Origin of the sequence: Hoylesella nanceiensis DSM 19126 = JCM 15639 (assembly GCF_000379965.1) — a bacterium.
Taxonomy (GTDB): domain Bacteria; phylum Bacteroidota; class Bacteroidia; order Bacteroidales; family Bacteroidaceae; genus Prevotella; species Prevotella nanceiensis.
Window position 1 is genome coordinate 609,469 of record NZ_KB904328.1, and the last position, 18,903, is coordinate 628,371.

Below are 18,903 nucleotides of genomic sequence, written 5' to 3' on the forward strand. Positions count from 1 at the left end.
TCGAACGAAAGAAATACAAGTAGTAAAATAAAGACAACATGTTATACTATCTTTTCAGATTTTTAGAGCAATACGGAATATCTGGTTCGCACCTTTGGGGATACATTTCGTTCCGTGCTTTATTAGCAATGATTTTATCATTAGTTATCTCTTCGTGGTTTGGAGAGCGTTTTATTAAGTATTTAAAGCGTAAACAAATCACCGAAACTCAGCGTAGTGCAGAGATAGATCCATTCGGAGTGAACAAAGTTGGCGTTCCTTCTATGGGTGGAATCATTATCATTTTGGCAATACTTCTACCCGTATTGCTCCTCGGACGCTTGCGTAATATCTACCTTATCCTAATGATTATCACCACAGTTTGGTTGGGTTTCTTAGGCGGAATGGACGACTTTATCAAGATTTTCAAGAAGAATAAAGACGGACTTAGCGGTAGATATAAGATCATTGGACAAATAGGTATAGGCTTAATTGTGGGCATTGTGCTTTGGTCTTCACCCGATGTGAAAGTGAATGAGAACATTGCTGTGAAACGAGAGGGTAGTGAATTGGTGATAAAACACCGCACAGAAGCTCGTAAATCGTTGAAAACAACGATCCCATTTGTGAAGGGACACAACTTAGATTATTCGAGATTAACCGCTGTTTTCGGTAAATATAAGACGGCAGCAGGCTGGATTTTGTTTGTTGTTATGACCATTTTGGTGGTAACAGCAGTGAGTAACGGAGCCAATCTCAACGATGGTATGGACGGAATGTGCGCTGGAAACTCCGCCATTATAGGTGTTGTACTGGGTATTTTGGCTTATGTCAGCTCGCACATCGAATTTGCGTCCTATCTGAATATTATGTACATACCTGGTTCGCAAGAGCTAGTTGTGTTCTTTTGTGCCTTCATTGGTGCGCTAATAGGATTCTTATGGTATAACGCTTACCCTGCTCAAGTGTTCATGGGAGATACTGGTTCGCTCACAATTGGCGGTATTATAGCTGTGGGAGCCATCATCATTCATAAAGAATTGTTGCTTCCTATCCTCTGTGGAGTATTCTTTGTAGAGAGCTTAAGCGTGATAATGCAAGTGTGGTACTATAAGTTAGGAAAGCGAAAGGGCATTAAACAACGTATATTTAAGCGTACACCGATTCACGATAACTTCAGAACTCAAGACGCACAGCTTGATCCTGACTGCAAATATCTATTGAAAAAGCCTCACGGAGTGTATCATGAATCAAAGATAACCATACGTTTTTGGATTGTAACCATCATCTTGGCTGCTCTCACCATCATCACATTAAAGATACGATAAAATAGTATTTTCGTTCAAAAAGCGTGGAAGGCTCTTGCAATGGCATTGCTAATAGAGACGACATGCACCATGAAAAGAATTAGAAGAAATAATAAATTATGGCAAGAATAGTAATTTTAGGGGCTGCAGAGAGTGGTATTGGAGCTGCAGTATTGGCGCAAAAGCAAGGTTTCGACGTTTTTGTTTCTGATAAATCACCTATAAAAGACAAATATAAAGAGCAGCTAAACAAGCGCAATATACCCTGGGAAGAGGGACAACACACTGCAGAATTGATTTTAAATGCAGACGAAGTGATTAAGAGTCCGGGCATTCCTAAAGAGGTTCCGATGGTAAAAGAGATTGTAAAACACAACATTCCTATTATCAGCGAGATAGAGTTTGCAGGCCGATACACCAACTCTAAGATGATATGTATCACAGGAAGTAACGGTAAAACCACTACCACTTCGTTGATATACCATATCTTTAAAGAAGCAGGTTATGATGTTTCGCTTGCAGGAAACATAGGAAAAAGCCTCGCATTGCAGGTTGCTGAGGCCCCACATGCATACTATATCATCGAGATTAGCTCGTTTCAGCTCGACGATATGTATGACTTCCGTGCCAACACAGCCGTTCTTTTGAACATCACTCCAGATCATTTAGATCGCTATGAGTATAAAATGCAACTCTATACCGATGCAAAGATGCGTATAATTCAAAATCAAACGAAAGACGATAGCTTTGTTTATTGGGCCGATGATGAAGTAGTTGCAGCCGAATTGCATAAGTATAACATCGAAGCACAACAGCTTACATTCTCTGAATACGCATCAAATAGCGTGGCAGCATGCGTAGATAATGGTGAGATTGTGGTGAAAAAGCCAGTAGAATTCACCATGCCACGAGCAGAACTCTCTCTTCTTGGTCGCCATAACCTCTACAATTCGTTGGCAGCAGCATTGGCAGCGGCAGCTAATGGCGTTGATGTGGAGGCCATAAAGCATGGCTTACGCACCTTTGCAGGCGTGGAACATCGTTTAGAATACGTCACTACCGCCAACGGAGTGCGTTATATTAACGACTCAAAAGCAACCAATGTAGACGCATGTAGATGGGCTTTAGAGAGCATGACCACCCCAACTATCCTCATTTTAGGTGGATTAGACAAGGGAAATGACTACAATGAGATAAAGCAATTGGTGTTAGATAAGTGCAAAGCGCTTGTGTTTATGGGCGCAGATAACAGCGTGTTGCATCAGTTCTTCGATGGACTTGGAATTGAAATTGCCGACACTCACAGCATGGAAGAGTGCATGAAAGAATGTAAAAAGCGTGCCGTTGAGGGCGATACCATTCTTTTAAGTCCCTGTTGTGCCAGCTTCGACCTCTTTAAAAACATGGAAGACCGAGGCGAACAGTTTAAAACTTGGGCACGAAAAGCGTAATAATAGCTTTTAATAGCAGTAACAATAAAACAGAAAGTCACATCGAGCAACAATAAAAGGGCATATAACAAAACGATGAATACGAATAAATTAGGAAATATTTTCAAAGGAGATAAAGTGATTTGGATGGCTTTTTTCTTCCTTTGTGTCATCAGTATTATTGAGGTTTTCTCTGCTTCTTCGGGCTTAACTTATAAAAGTGGTAGCTATTTAGCACCCGTTTTTAAGCACATGTTTTTGTTAAGTTTAGGTGCAATCGCTATGATTTTCACCCTAAACATACCCTGTCGATACTTCAAAACGCCCACTCTTATCCTCTATTTTGGGTCTATTCTCGGCTTGTTGTGGGCAGTAATAGCAGGCGAAGCCACTAATAATGCTCAGCGATGGATAAGTTTTTTAGGAATACAATTTCAGCCTTCAGAGATTGCAAAGGGTACTATTATATTGCTAACTGCGCAAATTTTGAGTGCTCTTCAAACCGAAAACGGAGCCGATAAGCGTGCTGTTAAATGGATTTTAGGACTTTCTGCACCCCTTATTCTGTTGATATTCAAAGAGAACTTCTCAACGGCTGCCCTTATTTCGTTGGTTGTTTTCATGATGTTTGTACTGGGTAGAGTGCCTAAAAAGCTGTTAGGTTATATGGTAGCGTGCGTTGGTGGACTTGCTGTTGTGGGCTTTTTACTAATTATGACCATTGGTAAGGTAGAAGAACAACCCGACAACAAGAAGCTACTTACAGAGCAAGTAGAGCCTAAAAAGGAAGAAAAAGGCGGTATAGGATCGTACTTAAAGCGTTTAGATACATGGAAATCACGTATCAATAAGTTTACTTCAGGAAAAGATTTAGCCCCTAATGAGGTCGATTTAGATAAGGATGCGCAGGTGGCACACGCTAATATTGCCATTGCATCGTCGAACATTGTGGGACGAGGTCCAGGTAATTCAGTAGAAAGAGACTTCCTTTCTCAAGCCTTTTCAGACTTTATTTACGCCATAATTATAGAGGAAATGGGTATCGGAGGAGCCTTCTTTGTGGCTCTACTTTATATGGTTATCTTGTTCAGAACAGGAACTATCGCCCGACGATGTGAGAACAATTTCCCTGCATTTTTGGCCATGGGATATGCGCTTTTGTTAGCAACTCAGGCCGTATTCAATATGTGTGTGGCTGTAGGACTTGCGCCTGTAACAGGTCAACCCTTACCACTTGTAAGTAAAGGAGGTACTTCTACCATCATCAACTGTGTTTTCTTAGGAGTGATTTTAAGTGTAAGTCGTTCGGCAAAGGTAAGAGACGAGTCGGCAACTACACCTACACCAGTGGCAGAAAATGACACAGAATCGAACTAATATCTAAAATTCTATATACCGAACCGCTCTAAGTTATCTATTTAGGGCGGTTCATTCTTTTTATATCTTTCATCATTTCTCACCCTCATTCTTTTGTCGTTTGATGTGGGACGCATCGCATTGAATAGAGAACAAAAATGGTAATGTGGGGGAATAGCATTGCTTTTAGACTGCAAACTCAATCCTTTTGCATCATAATCTCACTGCTTTTGATAGGTAAAAGCGTTGCTTTTGAAAACAGGGAAAAGAGTCTTTGAAGAATGAGTGCAATTCAATCTCTTTTTATTTACAACAACTAAGTTGGGAAAAGAGCAAACAACCACCCTGTAATCTCTTTTTTATAGACAAAGCACAGATGCTTTTTAGTTGTGCAATTAAAGGCAATAAACCTACCCATAATTAATTATATCAGCTACTTATGCAATACTTCCCTTCATAATTTTTAGGTATTGTTTCGTTTTGATAATGTGTGTAACTTTGCAAACGAAATGCGAATCAGGATGAAGTACGCAAAATTTTTATTTATATTACTGTTGTTACAGATCTCTAATAATGTCTTTTCGCAAACAATATGTAGAGGTGTTGTGCTCGATAAGCTAACTAACGAGCCAATAATAGGAGCGTTTGTGGTTTCGAAATTGACTACAAACGAACATACAACTACCAATAAAGATGGAGTATTTGTGTTGAAAGTGGCTCCTAAAACAGCTATAGTCATTTCGTATTTAGGCTATAAATCCCTCTTAACTCACACTGATAGCACTGCAGTTTATTATCTTCAAGCCGATGTTAAGGCACTTGGTGAAGTGATTGTAACGGCACAAGAAGGACGAAAACTATCCACTTCGTCTACCATTAAACGACAGGCTATGGACCATCTGCAACCCTCTTCTTTCGTAGATATATTAGAATTGCTTCCAGGCGGACGTGCTTCTAACGGCACACTCACCACACCTAACGTTATATCTTTGCGTGAAGTGCCCATCTCTGGCAGCGATTATGCCACCTCATCTCTTGGTACTCAGTTCGTAGTTGATGGCGCACCGATAAGTATGCACGCCAACATTCAACGCCTTTCAGGGGCTTTAGACCGCACATCTAACGTGCGCAACTTCACCAATATGGGTGTAGATATGCGCTCAATAGCCACCGACGACATTCAAGAAGTAGAGATTGTGCGAGGCATTCCCTCTGTGAAATATGGCGATTTAACCAGTGGATTGGTGAAAATAACCCGTAGAAAAGGAGGCAATAACTTGTCGGCACGCTTCAAAGCCGATATGAATAGTAAGCTGTTTTATGTGGGAAAAGGATTTGAAAACACCGCCAAACGCCTATCATTTAACTTCAGTGGCGACTATCTTGATAGTCAATCAGACCCTCGAAACATTCTCGAAAACTATAAACGAATCACCCTTTCTGCCCGAATGAATAAGGTGTTCGAAACCCGTTCGCATCAAATAAGCACCACACTCAACATCGATTATGGAGGATCTTTCGACGAAGATAAGGTGGATGAGGAGCTAAATTATGGCGGAGTGGATAAATATAGCTCCAAATATCAACGCTATGCCGCAATGTTCGATATCGAGTTGAAACCCAAGAATACCCAAAGTTGGTTGCGATCACTTGATTTTTCTACCTCGGCAAGCTACGAAAACGACCGCTTAGAACGCACTCGTTTGGTGCAACTCACCAGCGACACGCCTGCAGCTCTTAACAATGTTACGGGTGAGAGCGATGCTGTTTTTATCTATCCCTACACTTACACGGGCTCACAAACAGTAGATGGCAAGCCAGTTAACGTGTTTATGCGAGCAAATGGCACCTTTTCTTTCCCCTTAAAAGACCTAACCAATGAGCTTTTGATAGGTGCAGACTTTCAAGTTGATAAGAATTTAGGACAAGGACAGATGTTTGATGTGCTCTATCCGCTATACCCTGGCACGCTACATCGACCTCGAAAATATAGTGATATACCTGCTTCGCACACCCTTTCGTTTTATGTTGAAGAAACAATGAGCAAGCAATTAGGACGTTATAATATCGATCTTTCGGCTGGAATACGTGCCCAAACAGCATTAAACCTACCTAATAGCTATGCTTTACATAACAAATACTATCTCGATCCACGTGTTAATGCCTCGCTAACGCTGCCTTCTTTCAACGTGTTAGGACACCCTTTCACCTTCAGTTTGTCGGCAGGTGTGGGCTTACACACTATGTTTCCAACCATAGATCAGCTCTATCCCGAAAACGAATACATGGATTTTGTGGAGTTTAGTTACTATCATGAGCAACGAGAAAACCGCAGAATGCGTCTTCAAACCTATGTGGTAGACCCTCGAAATCCCTCTTTAACGGCTGCACGCAATGTGAAAAAGGAGATTAGAGGCGATGTGTCTTGGGCAGGAAATCGACTCACTTTGACCTATTTCCATGAGGATATGACCTCGGGTTTCAGGTCTATGGCAGTGTTTCAGCCCTACCAATATAAACTCTACTCACTGGCTTCGCTCAGCGGTTCGGCTTTAATCACACCTCCAAATATCGATGATTTGCCCTTTACAATGCGCAGTAGACTTCAAAGTTACAATGTATGGGCTAACGGAAGCAGAACTTTTAAACGAGGATTAGAATTTACTTTCGCTTCGGCTCGTGTGCCTTTGTTCAACACTCGTTTAACAATTACGGGTGCATGGTTTAAAACTCACTATCAAAATGCATTGCCTGTGCAAGAGAAACCCTCAAAGATTGTGAATGGAAAGGCACTGAATGCTGTTGGAATATATAAAGACGACGAGGGCTATATACGTGAAATGGTGAACACAAACTTTACCTTTGATAGTAGTATTCCACAAATAAAACTGGGCGTTTCGCTCTCTTTTCAATGCTTATGGCAAACTGCAAGCCAGTCGATGAGAAAGGAAACGATTCCTCAAAGCTATATGAATGAGAACGGAGAGATATTGCCTTATACTGCAACAGAGCAACAAGACAATGCGCTTCGATATCTTGTAAGGGTGCAAAACGAACGTGCGTTCGAGCGTCAAACAGTGCCTTTTAGTATGAATATCAATCTGAAAGCCACTAAAAAGCTTTGGAACGACCAGCTAATGGTTGCCCTCTTTGTTAATAAGCTGTGGGATGCTCACCCCGATTATGAGCGCAATAACATGGTGGTTCGACGTTTCGTTGTGCCTTATTTTGGATTAGAAATGAGTGTGAAACTATGATAAAGCAATTATATATCATTTGTTTGGTGTTGGTGTTGATGGCTTTTTCGAGCTGTGAAAAAGAGGAAACCAATTATTATACCACTGCAATTACCCGCTTAGAGCTATCAGAAGGCGAGGAATTGATGCAGATTCAAGGTACAATAACACTGCTCAATATCACCAATCAACAAGCCTATTCCACTTCAACATTTAGCAATTCGCAAACAACAATGCAGGTGTTGCGAGGTGTTTATTCGTTGCAAGGAGAGGGAACAGTGCGTGTTAAGATGGCAGATGGAAGCGTCTCGGTGCGCTACTTCCGTGTGTCTGAAAGCTATGTAGAGGTACTTAACAATTCAACAACAATTGTATTACATCCTATTTGGTTATGAAAAGAAAAACAATAGCAATACTTTTGGTTCTTTGGTTGGGTGCTTTCAATGCGTTATATGCCTCTTCGTTAGACTCAATAGCTATATTAGAGCACAACGCTTTGTGGACTCGTGTTCTGCAAAAGCATGCCGACAATCCAGCAGCGGCTCCCACTTTATATTCCACTTCGTTATCAAGTGGAAGCGTTTCGTTCGATTATCAGCATTCAAACAAGCCTTTCTTATATCAAAAAGGCACAGGACATAAGGTGGGAAAGATAGACATTCAGTCGTATCTTTTGTTACCTTCGAACCTTTGTTTGTGGGGAAGTGCGGGCTATAAAAGGGGTAAAATAGAGCGCATAAGCTTTAATTCTGCTGCCGACTTCGATATACTTTATCCTTATGTTTTGGGCGATACATTGCAAACAAGTCCTACTATTGAGCAGTATTCGTTTAGTGGTGGGGCAGCAACCACAATGAAACAGTGGACCATTGGGGCTGTAATTGACTTTAGAGCGATGCAACAATTTAGTAGAAAAGACCCACGAACACGCAGTATTGCCACCGACTTAGTGTTGAAAGTAGGGGCAAAATATGCCTTTACAACATACGACTTGGGTTTGGATATGGGTGGAATTTTCTACAAACAAACCAACGATGTGGCCTTTTTTCGTGAGGAAGGAACCAGCAAAGAATATCTTTATACAGGCTTAGGAACCAACTATGCACGCTTTTCGGGCAACAACTTATCTGCCTATTACAAAGCTACAGGATTGCTGTTCGATATTCATTTGAATCCAAAAACAAAGCAAGGAGCCTTTATTTCGGCAGGTTATCGATTCGTTCCATATAACCAAATCCTTCCCAAACTCAACGCTTTACCCCTCACAACCTTATATAATACAACGTGGAAAGCCCACTTTGGGTGGAAAGCAGAACAGCAATTGGGTTGGAGTGTATATGCTTCTGTGGTGCATAACCGCCGTTTAGGCAACGAAAATGTCGTTGGAAACGCTGCAGGAGGAGAGTATCGAAAGCTCATAAGTATGTCGATGTATAAGAATAGGCAATGGGATTATGCGGTAGGAGCACTACTTAAAGCAGGCGATAAACACGTGTTTACAGCCCATGTGCAAGGCGGTTACAAAACAAATAAAATGCAATATGTAGAGCCTTTGCGTGTTATGGAGGCGAACTTTATATATGTTAATACTCAAATGCAATATCAACAGGCAGTGAATAGTCGATCAACACTCACCTTAGATGTTAGCTCTACGGTGATGAATAACGTGAAAAAGCAGTTGATTATGCCCTTTGCTGTGATGGATAAGAATATCACTGAGATGATAAACTTAAGCTATGAGCATCTTAAAGCCAATGCTTTTCAGTTAGAAGGAAGCGTGCTTTTCACTTATAAACCGGCATGTTGGAAAAGCAATAAAACCCTATTTGCTCGCTTAAATGGTGGTTTTGTAGGATTAAAAGGATACCAACAAACCAATATGAGCGTTGCTTTGGGAGTCTATTTCTAATGCAATAAGAAGATAAAATAATCAATAACAGAAAATAAAAGATAGTATGAAAAGAAACATTTTTATGTTAGTTGCAGCACTATTTGCTGTATGTTTCGTGTTTACTTCATGTAAAGACGATAATGAACCCGCTACTGTTGAAAAGGTAGAGTATGGTCTAAGCCTTAATGTTCCATTGGATGTAGAAGGCGGAAGCTTGCAAAATGCAACCGCAGTGTTTACCAATGTGCTCGATAAAACAACCTATTCGTTCTCTAACTTCAAAGAGAAAGATGGTAAATACAATGCAGTTTTATCGCTTCCTGCAGGCACTTACAATGTTGAAGTGAATGGTACTTTGGCGTATAAGGTAAACAATCAGCCGCTAACATCGGCTGTTCGTGCCACAAAGAGCAATGTATCTGTAACTAAAAGTGGTGTAGAAGGTATTCCAAACTCAACCGAAATAGCCCTCAATACCTATAATGCTGCGGCTGGATTGGTGATTACTGAGATCTATTTCTCATTCTCAAAGACTCCTGAAGGCAAAGACTATAGCGACGATCAATATATCAAAATTGCCAATAATAGCGACTCTTTGATGTATGCCGACGGGCTTGCTATCGTGCAATCTCAATTCCAAACCAATGCAAAGAACGACTATAAGCCCAACGTTATGCTTCAAGGTATGACCGTAGAAGATATCTTTGTAATTCCAGGAACAGGCAAACAATATCCTATTAAGCCAGGAGAAGAGATCGTAATTGCATTCAATGCCCGCAATCATAAAGAGTTTAATGCTAACTCTATCGATCTAAGTAAAGCCAACTTCCAATTCTATTCTTCTATGTTTATAGAGGGAGTAGACGCTGATGGTGAAGAGATTGACATCGAAAAGCAAAACAACAATGTTCCAGTTCTTAAGCATGTGTATGGTGATAGCGAAGGAAGAGTAACCCCAAACCGCAATGGTGTGAAGGCATATGCGCTTGTTCGCATCGAAGGTGATGTGGAAACATTTAAGAAGAACTATGAATATAAAGTGAAATACGTTGAAGCTGACGACCCATATAACCTCGAAAACGAAGAGAACTACTTAATGGTTCCTAACAAATGGGTGATTGATGCAGTGAATCTTGCAGTGAAGTCAGATCACCAATGGAACGTGGTTGCACCTTCATTAGATGCTGGTTTCACTTATTGGGCAGAGCAAATGAACGATGCAAGCAGCTATAGAAAGGCTGTATTGCGTAAGAAAAACGGTACAAAATGGCTCGATACCAATAACTCAACCAATGACTTTGAAGCCGCTGCAAAGCCTTCTTATTTTGTATATTAATTAGAATTAGATAATAATCTCCCTTCTTTCTAATGCAGAAGAGGGGAGATTATGCCTTTTAAAGCGATGAAATATAATCGTATTCTTTTGTTTATTGCTTTGTGCATGATGTCGTTTAACGCCTTTGCACAACGCATGTTGCAAGATAATAGCGTAAGAATTGGAAAGCTATCTAATGGACTTACCTATTATATTAAACACAATTCGTTTGTTAAAAACGAAGCCGATTTCTATCTTGCACAGCGAGTTGGTTCTATATTAGAAACGTCTAATCAACGTGGTTTGGCTCACTTTTTAGAGCACATGGCATTTAATGGCACCGTAAACTTTCCACAAACAGATAACAAACCAGGCGTTGTTCAGTGGTGTGAAAGCGTTGGAATTAAGTTTGGAGCAAACCTAAATGCCTATACAAGCGTTGACCAAACGGTGTATAACATATCTGCTGCGCCCGTAACTCGTGAAGGAATAGTAGACTCTTGCTTACTGGTTCTGCACGATTGGAGCTGTGGTTTATTGCTCACTGATAAGGAGATAGACAAGGAAAGGGGAGTTATTGAAGAAGAATGGCGCACCCGTAGGTCGGCAATGGCAATGCAACGCCTTTTAGAACAATCAACTCCTATCATTTATAAGGGTACGAAATACGAAGATTGTTTGCCCATTGGATCGATGGATATCGTGCGTTCTTTCGCCTATAAGCATTTGAAAGACTATTATAAACGATGGTATCGCCCCGACTTGCAAGCTGTTATTGTGGTGGGAGATGTTGATGTTGATAAGGTAGAAGCAAAGATTAAGGCGTGCTTTGGAGCCATTCCTCAACCTAAAAACGCAGAAAAACGTGTGTATTATCCTGTGAGTGACAACAAAGAGATGATTGTTTTTTGTGCTAAAGATGCAGAACAACCCGTTCCAAGTTTTAGTCTTTACATGAAAAGAGACGTCACTCCGTGGGCAGAACGACAAACCGTTGAGGCGTATAAGGATAATTATCTCACCAATTTGGTTATCTCTATGCTCAACAATCGCTTTGATGTTTTGCAAAAGAAGCATAGTAAAGAAATCCTTGCAGCATCGGTTCAAGATGGAAACTTCTTCATATCGAACACCAAAGACGCCTTTATGCTAACGGCAACGCTGGTGAAAGAACGTGTGAAAGAGGGTATTTCGTTGGTTGTTGGCGAGCTGGAAAGAGCTCGAAAGCATGGCTTTACCGAAACAGAACTATTGAGAGCGAAAGACGAAGCGTTGAATGATGCACAGAATTCGTATAACGATCGCAACAAAGTTCGCAATAGTATGTATGTGGAAATGTGCGTGAACAACTTCCTAAATAATAGTAATATACTTACTCCTGAAGTGGAATTGCAAGAAACAAAGCGTTTGAATGGCTCGGTTTCTTTGGCAGATGTGAACGCAATGCTTGCAGAACTGGTGCACAACACCAATGAGGTGGCAACCTTGTTTGTGCCCGATTCGAAGGGAGCAGAAGAGCTTTCGGAACAACAGTTGAAGCAAACTATTGTGTTGGCGCAGCAAAAAGACTATCCAAAATACGAGGATATGAAAACCGAATCTTCTTTTATTTCAGTCCTACCACAAAGTGGAACGATTGTGAAAGAAGAGAAAACGATATATGGTTATACCCACTTCACCTTGTCGAATGGCATGAATGTGTATGTAAAACCAACCTCTTTTGAAGATGATGAAATCAACTTGCGAGCGTTTAGCATTGGAGGTAAGAGTTTATATAGCACAAAAGATGCTCATAACTTAACCTATCTCATAGCAGGAATCACGTCGGGTGGACTGTCGAAGTTCGACGAATTGACTCTAAATAGAATGCTTTCTGGTAAAACCGTGAATGTTTCGCCTTTTATTGGTGAAGATATCGAAGGTATAAAGGGTAACAGTGTGGTTCGAAATGCAAAGGAATTGTTCGAGTTGGTGCATCTTTATTTCACCTCGCCTCGTGTAGATTCGGTAGCATTTAAGCAGATGATAGACGAGCAGAAGAGCTTTACAGAATTGCAAAATCAGAAACCTGGTGTGGTGTATAACGATAGTTTGATGCGTGTTGTTTATGGAAATAATCCACAAGTGCTATCTCTTTCGGCTTCCGACTTAGACAAAGTGAACTATAAAAGAATTATAGAGATCTACAAAGAACGCTTTGCCAATGCTTCAGATTTTAATGTTATCATAACAGGAAGCGTTGATGTTGAGCAGTTAAAGCCCTTCCTTTGTCAGTATTTAGCATCGCTTCCATCGGCAAAAGGTAGAGAGATGCGAGGCAAGAATATTCCAGAAATACAAGAAAAGAATATCACTCGCCTCATGGTTCATCCACAAGCTACACCCGTTGTGCGCACAAGTGTGCTCTATTCTGCACGTATTCCATATAGTGTAGAGAACGAAATAAAACTCGATATCCTTGCTTCTCTCTTGCGAAGTGACTATCTTCAGTCGATTAGAGAAGACAAAGGAGGAGCTTATAACATCAAAGTTACAAGTACATTGGCGCAATATCCCTATAGTCAAATGGTGCTAAAAGTGGCATTTAGTACTGCTCCTGAGAAGTATAAAGAGCTTATTCCGCTGGTAGATGCAGGGCTTTTGAAACTTGCAAACAATGGAGTTGATGCGCAAGAGTTAGACAAAATAAAGACCTATTTGCTTAAAACTTACAAGTCGGTAGTGAACACTAACGAGTATTGGGAAGAGCTTTTGTTTAACTATCTCTATAATAATGTAGACGCAGATGCGGGCTATCAGCGTTTTGTTGAACAGCTAACACCCCAAGATATGCAGCGTTTTGCTAAGCTGGTTGTAGAGAATAAGAAGCGAATTGAAGTGACAATGAGTTCTGAAAAGATACAATAACGCAGAGAAGAGCGTATTTTTTTAGAGATATTGCAGGGTTTGTTGATTGCCAATTGAGGTGAGATGACAAGTTGCAATATCTCTTTTTTATTGGGTTCGCTTCACTTTGAGAAAGTATAGCTCGGCACTTCGTTTCTAAACCCATTGCTTTTAGGGCGCAATCTCATTGCTTTTACACCTCAATCTCACTGCTTTTGAAAGGTAAAAGCGTTGCTTTTGGGACGTGAAGGCTCAATCCCTGGAATGAAAGGGGAGTGGAGGAGGAAAAGAAAGGTAAACGGGGTGCGGTGCAAAGGCAACTCGGGTGGGTGGTTTATCGCATGATGTCTTTCAACACTTGTAGCGATTTAAGCTCTGCAAAGGTGGGGAGGTGCAACTTATAATAATTCAAAATGATGTCTGTACAGCGGTTTCTTTGCTCGTGCGACATCTCGAATAAGTGCATAGTGTTATAGTTCGAGCGGAGCAATTGATACATGGCAATAGAGTCGGTGGGCGTTAGATAGTCAGTGTGTATGGGCGAATAATCTTCAAAACAGCCCGTTCTCAAATTGAAAATACAGCCTTCCTCGAATCCATCGGTATTGGGATAGAAACCGATGAAACGTGTGAGTTTGATCATAAACACGAGGTGGAAGTTGGCAAAAGAGCCTGTGCTGCTGTCTAACCACAAAAGTCCTGCCTCAATATAATTGTGCAAAAGGGCGGTTTGTGCTTCGCTTTTGGTGGCGTGATACAAGAATTCTGCCACGAAAAGAGCGATACTACACTTGAAAGGATCGAAGAAAATCGAATTAAAAGGATGCGCAATTTTGATGTCGTTCAACTTCTGTAAGCCCACGTTCTCACGATAATCGAAAGCGAGTTCGAGTAAGGTTAGGGGCTGAAAAAACTGTCTCTTGGTGGCTGCAGAGCCCTTTTTGCCCACTCGAACAATAAAACTAATGCGTCCTAATTGCTCTGTTAGCATGTCGACAATCATTTGATTCTCTTTGTATTTGAATGAGTGTAGAACAATAGCAGATGTGTTTACGAGCATAAAAATGGGGTGTTTTGTTGTGATGAGTGGACTTTTTGAATGTTGTTTCGCCCTTTTTATGGGGTGATGTATGGGTAAGTGATGAGAATTGCGTGCGTTGCTTGTATCTACATACGTGCGTATATTATTATAAGTACATGCGTGCGTGCGAAAGAGATGGGTGTCTTTTAAAACCCGTTCGTGCGTTTTTGAGGTGTATTTTTGCTTCTGTTGTGTCGTACAACTGCTACTTCTTTGTCTGCTTTTCTTCTTTCTCGCATCAAATGGGCTTGCTTTTGTATAGCATTTTCACCTATTTTGTATCCCCAAAGGGGTGAAATCATGATTTTTTGTCGCTGCAATTCAAATTTAATTGAAATGCAAAAACAATGCAATTTCAGTCTAAATGAATAGAAATTGACCCGTTTTTACCACAAAAGTATAAAAAATTAAGCTCTTAAGAAAAAATATTTCGCAAAAGATTTGGTAATTAAATAAATTGTTGTACCTTTGCAACCGCAAACAAAAACTTATGGTCCCTTCGTCTATCGGTTAGGACGAGAGATTTTCATTCTCTAAAGAGGAGTTCGACTCTCCTAGGGACTACAATAATAAAATAAAAGCAACAAACAAAGATGGCAAATCATAAATCGGCGTTAAAGAGAATCCGTCAAACTAAAACTCGCACATTGCATAATCGTTATTATGCAAAGACAATGCGCAACGCTGTGCGTAAATTGCGTGCACTAACAGATAAAGAAGAAGCTCTAAAGCTTTATCCTACTGTTCAAGCAATGTTGGATAAGCTTGCTAAAACAAATATCATACACAAGAATAAAGCTTCAAACATTAAGTCAAGTTTGGCTGCTCACGTTGCAAGCCTTGCTTAATTAGCTGTTATGTATGAATAATATAGGGAGTCACAAGCATATTGCTTGCGGCTCTTTTATTTTTTATTACATTTCAAACTGAAGTAAGTTGTATTTCAAACTGAAGTGACTTATATTCCAATCTGAAGAGAGTTGCATTTCAAGGAATTACCACTTTAAAGGCGAAAGAAGCTTATACAGAATAAAAAGATAGAGAACATGGTTGACGTAAAGATGGAACCCAGTTGGAAAGAGGTGCTCAAAGACGAGTTAGCGGCACCTTATTTTGAGCGTTTAACCAATGCGGTAAAGCTCGAATATAAGACAAATCGTTGTTTCCCAGAAGGTCGAAATATATTCAGAGCCTTTGACTTATGTCCGTTTAACGATGTAAAAGTGGTGATATTAGGGCAAGATCCTTACCATGAAATAGGACAAGCTCACGGACTAAGTTTCTCAGTTCAAGAAGGAATAGCCATGCCTCCATCACTCATCAATATATTCAAAGAGTTGAAGAACGATATCGGAAAGGAGCTACCCGCTAACGGAGACCTAACCCATTGGGCAGAGCAAGGCGTGTTATTGCTCAACTCCACCCTCACCGTTCGTGCGCATCAGGCAGCGAGCCATCAAAATATTGGTTGGGAACCCTTCACCGATGCGGCTATCAAAGCATTGAGTACACACCGCAACCACCTCGTTTTTATTCTTTGGGGAGGCTTTGCTCGTCGCAAGAAAGTCTTTATCGACACCACCAAACACTTGGTATTAGAGAGCGTTCACCCATCCCCTTTGTCGGCAAATCGTGGAGGTTGGTTCGGAAATCACCATTTTTCGCAAGCCAACAACTACCTCATTAGTAACGGAATAGAACCCATAAGCTGGTAAAACACCCGCTGTCGCCCTCTACAAGCCACCATTTATTATACAAAAAGCCACAACACATTATGATGTCTATTATACAAGTAGGAAACGTTTTATTATCATCAGATATAATAACAGAGTGCTTTTGCTGCGATTTAGACGCCTGCAAAGGAATTTGTTGTATAGAAGGTGATGCCGGAGCACCCGTGCTTTTTGAAGAGATAGCGCCCCTCGAAGAAGTCACCGAGATAGCTTGGAGCGAGCTTTCGGCACAGGCTCAGGCGCAAATAGACAAGCAAGGCGTTGTTTATACCGACAGAGATGGCGACCTTGTAACCTCTATTGTGAACAACAAAGATTGCGTGTTTACCTGCTATGAAAACGGAACTTGTTTGTGTGCCCTCGAGCGTTTGTATCGAAAAGGCAAGACCTCGTTTTGCAAACCCATATCATGTAGCTTGTATCCCATTCGAGAAAAGCGTTTCAGTAACGACCTTGTAGGGTTGAACTATCATCGTTGGGACGTGTGTAAAGACGCCGTGAAGAAAGGAAAAGAGTTGCAGTTGCCCATCTATAAGTTTTTAAAAGATCCGCTCATACGTCGCTTTGGCGAGCAGTGGTATAGCGAATTAGAAGAAGTGGCGAATGAAGTTTTAAAAGAAAAGAATAATCCCTAGTAAACAATGGTCTACTAGGGACTTTTTATTTTCTATACTTTTACACTCCAATAGCATTGCTTTTGGCATATAAACTCAATGCTTTGGCAGTGCAATGTCAATGCTTTTGAAAAACGATAACACAACAATCCAAATCAGTATGTTATCTTAGGGGAAAGAAGAGAGTGTCCTATCGACACCTCAAACCATTATTTCAACAAGTCGCAACCTTGTTCCAATAACATCGAAAGTGCCTTTCTAATAGAGCGAAGGGCAAACTGTTCGGTGTGAATCTCGGTCAAAGGAAGCCAAAAACACTCGTCGGCATCGTCGTCTGCACTAAGTGTTGTGGTGTCTTTAGCGGTGCAGATAAAGAAAGCATCGAGTGTAGGAATGTCGAAATTGCTGTAAGTGTATTTATTAGGAATGCTGAATAAGTAGCGAGAAGTGGTGATTTCGAGAGCTGTTTCCTCTTTAATCTCTCGCTTAATAGTCTCTTCTATCGATTCATGCATATCGGCAAAGCCTCCAGGAAGGTCTAACATTCCCTTGCCAGGGTTGTGCTTTCTGCGCAAAACCAATAGCTCTTTTTTGTCGTTAAAGATAAATGCTGCGGCTGCACTACTTGGGTTTAAGTAGTATTCAAAACCACAATCAGCACATTTTTTACTTTTCTTATCCTGCTCTTCAAAATGATTTTTGCCACAAACGGGGCAATAATTAAATTTCTCTAATGGGTGCATCTTTATTCGCTTCATTAAATAATACAATGCAATATTACGAAAAATATACTATCTTTGCAAAAGAATAAGCTAATAAAACAATTAAAAGATGAAAGTTAGAAAACTGATTTTAAGTTGCGCAATGCTCTTTGTTTGTTGTGCAATGAATGCTCAAAAAACCTTTGAATATAACCTTTGGAATGGCACTGCGCCTAATAGTAACGGACTTGCAAACGACACTGCAAAGGTGAAGGTGTTTCTTCCTGATGCGAAAAAGGCTACAGGACGTGCCGTTTTGATTATGCCTGGAGGTGGATACGAATATCTTTCAATGGAACCAGAGGGTACAGATTGGGCTCCATTCTTTAACCACATGGGTGTGGCAGCAATCGTTTTGAAATATCGTTTGCCCAAAGGTAACCCCGATATTCCTGTTTCTGACGCCGAAGAGGCAATGAAATTGATTAGAAAGAACGCTGTACAATGGCACATTAATCCTAATAATGTGGGTGTAGTTGGATTCTCAGCGGGTGGTCACTTGGCATCTGTCATTGCTACAAAAGCCAGTGTTGCGGCTCGACCTAACTTTCAAATACTTTTCTATCCCGTTATCACTATGATCCCAGGTTACACACATCAGGGTTCACACGATAACTTCTTGGGTAGCTCTGCACGTAAAAAAGACGAGCGAGATTATAGCACCGACATGCAAGTAAGCCGCAACACTCCTCGTGGATTGGTTATTCTTAGTGACGACGACGGCACAGTTGCGCCTGCAAATGGTGTGAACTACTATAACGAACTCTATCGTCACGACGTGCCAGCATCGCTCTTTGTGTTCCCCGATGGAGGTCATGGTTGGGGCATGCGACCACGTTTTAAATACCAACCAGAAATGCTATTGCTCATCAAGTCGTGGCTTTCAAGTTTCTAAAGAAATTCTTTTTAATAGCAGTCTTGCTTCCCTGCGAGACTGTTATTTTGCTTTTAGGATAGCATAAGCATGAAAGCCGATTGTAAAAGAAAGGTGTTTGTGCCTTGTTGGGCGTATTTCGTATGAAAATATGACATAAAAGTGTGCAAAAAAGATATAAATACACCCTACCTAAAAGCTAAAAAACAAGTATATATGCATTAGAAATTTAAAGAATTAAGTGTATTTTCTCCCTTTTACTTATAGTGGTGAAATGAGTCGAATAAGCTGAAATAGAAAGGGGGAAAAGGCATCTTTTGGAGTAAATAAAGACATAAAATGTTCTCTTTTAGGAAAGAATATTTCACAAAAGGCAGAATTTTCTACTGCAATGTTTTTCAATAAAAGTCGTTTTTTCAATAGAGAGAGTAAAAATTTAG

The 18,903-nt window shown here is 40.6% G+C and carries 14 protein-coding genes and 1 tRNA gene; 13 read left to right on the forward strand and 2 right to left on the reverse strand.

Annotated features, from left to right (window positions below; translation table 11 throughout):
* The first annotated feature begins 38 nt into the window (after nt 1-38).
* The 8 genes from A3GM_RS0105465 to A3GM_RS0105500 all read left to right on the forward strand — a co-directional run bounded on the left by A3GM_RS0105465 (nt 39) and on the right by A3GM_RS0105500 (nt 13,421).
* Nucleotides 39-1,307, forward strand: coding sequence for a phospho-N-acetylmuramoyl-pentapeptide-transferase (locus A3GM_RS0105465; RefSeq protein WP_018362387.1), 1,269 nt, complete (start codon nt 39-41; stop codon nt 1,305-1,307).
* A 98-nt stretch (nt 1,308-1,405) separates the two neighbouring features.
* Entirely contained in the window at nt 1,406-2,737 is a 1,332-nt protein-coding gene (gene murD / locus A3GM_RS0105470; protein ID WP_018362388.1) for a UDP-N-acetylmuramoyl-L-alanine--D-glutamate ligase, read from the forward strand.
* A 75-nt stretch (nt 2,738-2,812) separates the two neighbouring features.
* Nucleotides 2,813-4,093: an FtsW/RodA/SpoVE family cell cycle protein gene (locus A3GM_RS0105475; protein WP_018362389.1), complete on the forward strand. Its 1,281-nt coding sequence runs from the start codon at nt 2,813-2,815 to the stop codon at nt 4,091-4,093.
* A 500-nt stretch (nt 4,094-4,593) separates the two neighbouring features.
* Nucleotides 4,594-7,329, forward strand: a complete 2,736-nt coding sequence (locus A3GM_RS0105480) for a TonB-dependent receptor (protein WP_025830047.1) — start codon at nt 4,594-4,596, stop codon at nt 7,327-7,329.
* A complete protein-coding gene (locus A3GM_RS0105485) occupies nt 7,326-7,703 on the forward strand; it encodes a hypothetical protein (RefSeq protein WP_018362391.1) in 378 nt (125 codons plus the stop codon). The genes A3GM_RS0105480 and A3GM_RS0105485 overlap by 4 nt, the downstream gene beginning before the upstream one ends.
* Nucleotides 7,700-9,217 carry a DUF6850 family outer membrane beta-barrel protein gene (locus A3GM_RS0105490; protein WP_018362392.1) on the forward strand — a complete coding sequence of 506 codons (1,518 nt, stop codon included), beginning with the start codon at nt 7,700-7,702 and terminating at the stop codon, nt 9,215-9,217. The genes A3GM_RS0105485 and A3GM_RS0105490 overlap by 4 nt, the downstream gene beginning before the upstream one ends.
* 46 nt (nt 9,218-9,263) lie before the next feature.
* On the forward strand, nt 9,264-10,535 hold the full coding sequence (locus A3GM_RS0105495; RefSeq protein ID WP_018362393.1) for a DUF4876 domain-containing protein: 1,272 nt from the start codon (nt 9,264-9,266) through the stop codon (nt 10,533-10,535).
* A gap of 51 nt (nt 10,536-10,586) precedes the next feature.
* Nucleotides 10,587-13,421 (forward strand): M16 family metallopeptidase, encoded by a 2,835-nt coding sequence (locus A3GM_RS0105500; RefSeq protein ID WP_018362394.1) that lies wholly within the window; start codon nt 10,587-10,589, stop codon nt 13,419-13,421.
* Between the two features lie 313 nt (nt 13,422-13,734).
* Here A3GM_RS0105500 and recO read toward each other — a convergent pair whose 3' ends face one another.
* Nucleotides 13,735-14,460, reverse strand: a complete 726-nt coding sequence (gene recO / locus A3GM_RS0105505) for a DNA repair protein RecO (RefSeq protein ID WP_018362395.1) — start codon at nt 14,458-14,460, stop codon at nt 13,735-13,737.
* 513 nt (nt 14,461-14,973) lie between these two features.
* Between recO and A3GM_RS11560 the strand changes: the two genes are divergently transcribed.
* The 4 genes from A3GM_RS11560 to A3GM_RS0105525 all read left to right on the forward strand — a co-directional run bounded on the left by A3GM_RS11560 (nt 14,974) and on the right by A3GM_RS0105525 (nt 16,849).
* A tRNA-Glu gene (locus tag A3GM_RS11560) sits at nt 14,974-15,045 on the forward strand.
* Nucleotides 15,046-15,074: 29 nt separating this feature from the next.
* Nucleotides 15,075-15,329 carry a 30S ribosomal protein S20 gene (gene rpsT, locus A3GM_RS0105515; protein ID WP_018362396.1) on the forward strand — a complete coding sequence of 85 codons (255 nt, stop codon included), beginning with the start codon at nt 15,075-15,077 and terminating at the stop codon, nt 15,327-15,329.
* 198 nt (nt 15,330-15,527) lie between these two features.
* The gene (ung, locus tag A3GM_RS0105520) at nt 15,528-16,196 is read left to right on the forward strand and encodes a uracil-DNA glycosylase (protein ID WP_018362397.1); all 669 of its coding nucleotides are present in this window, start codon (nt 15,528-15,530) and stop codon (nt 16,194-16,196) included.
* Between the two features lie 62 nt (nt 16,197-16,258).
* A complete protein-coding gene (locus tag A3GM_RS0105525; RefSeq protein WP_018362398.1) occupies nt 16,259-16,849 on the forward strand; it encodes a DUF3109 family protein in 591 nt (196 codons plus the stop codon).
* Nucleotides 16,850-17,037: 188 nt separating this feature from the next.
* Here A3GM_RS0105525 and A3GM_RS0105530 read toward each other — a convergent pair whose 3' ends face one another.
* The gene (locus A3GM_RS0105530) at nt 17,038-17,571 is read right to left on the reverse strand and encodes an NUDIX hydrolase (RefSeq protein WP_025830051.1); all 534 of its coding nucleotides are present in this window, start codon (nt 17,569-17,571) and stop codon (nt 17,038-17,040) included.
* Nucleotides 17,572-17,659: 88 nt separating this feature from the next.
* On the opposite strand from A3GM_RS0105530, the gene A3GM_RS0105535 reads away from it, so the two are divergent.
* Nucleotides 17,660-18,484 (forward strand): alpha/beta hydrolase, encoded by an 825-nt coding sequence (locus A3GM_RS0105535; protein ID WP_025830052.1) that lies wholly within the window; start codon nt 17,660-17,662, stop codon nt 18,482-18,484.
* Nucleotides 18,485-18,903 lie beyond the last annotated feature (419 nt).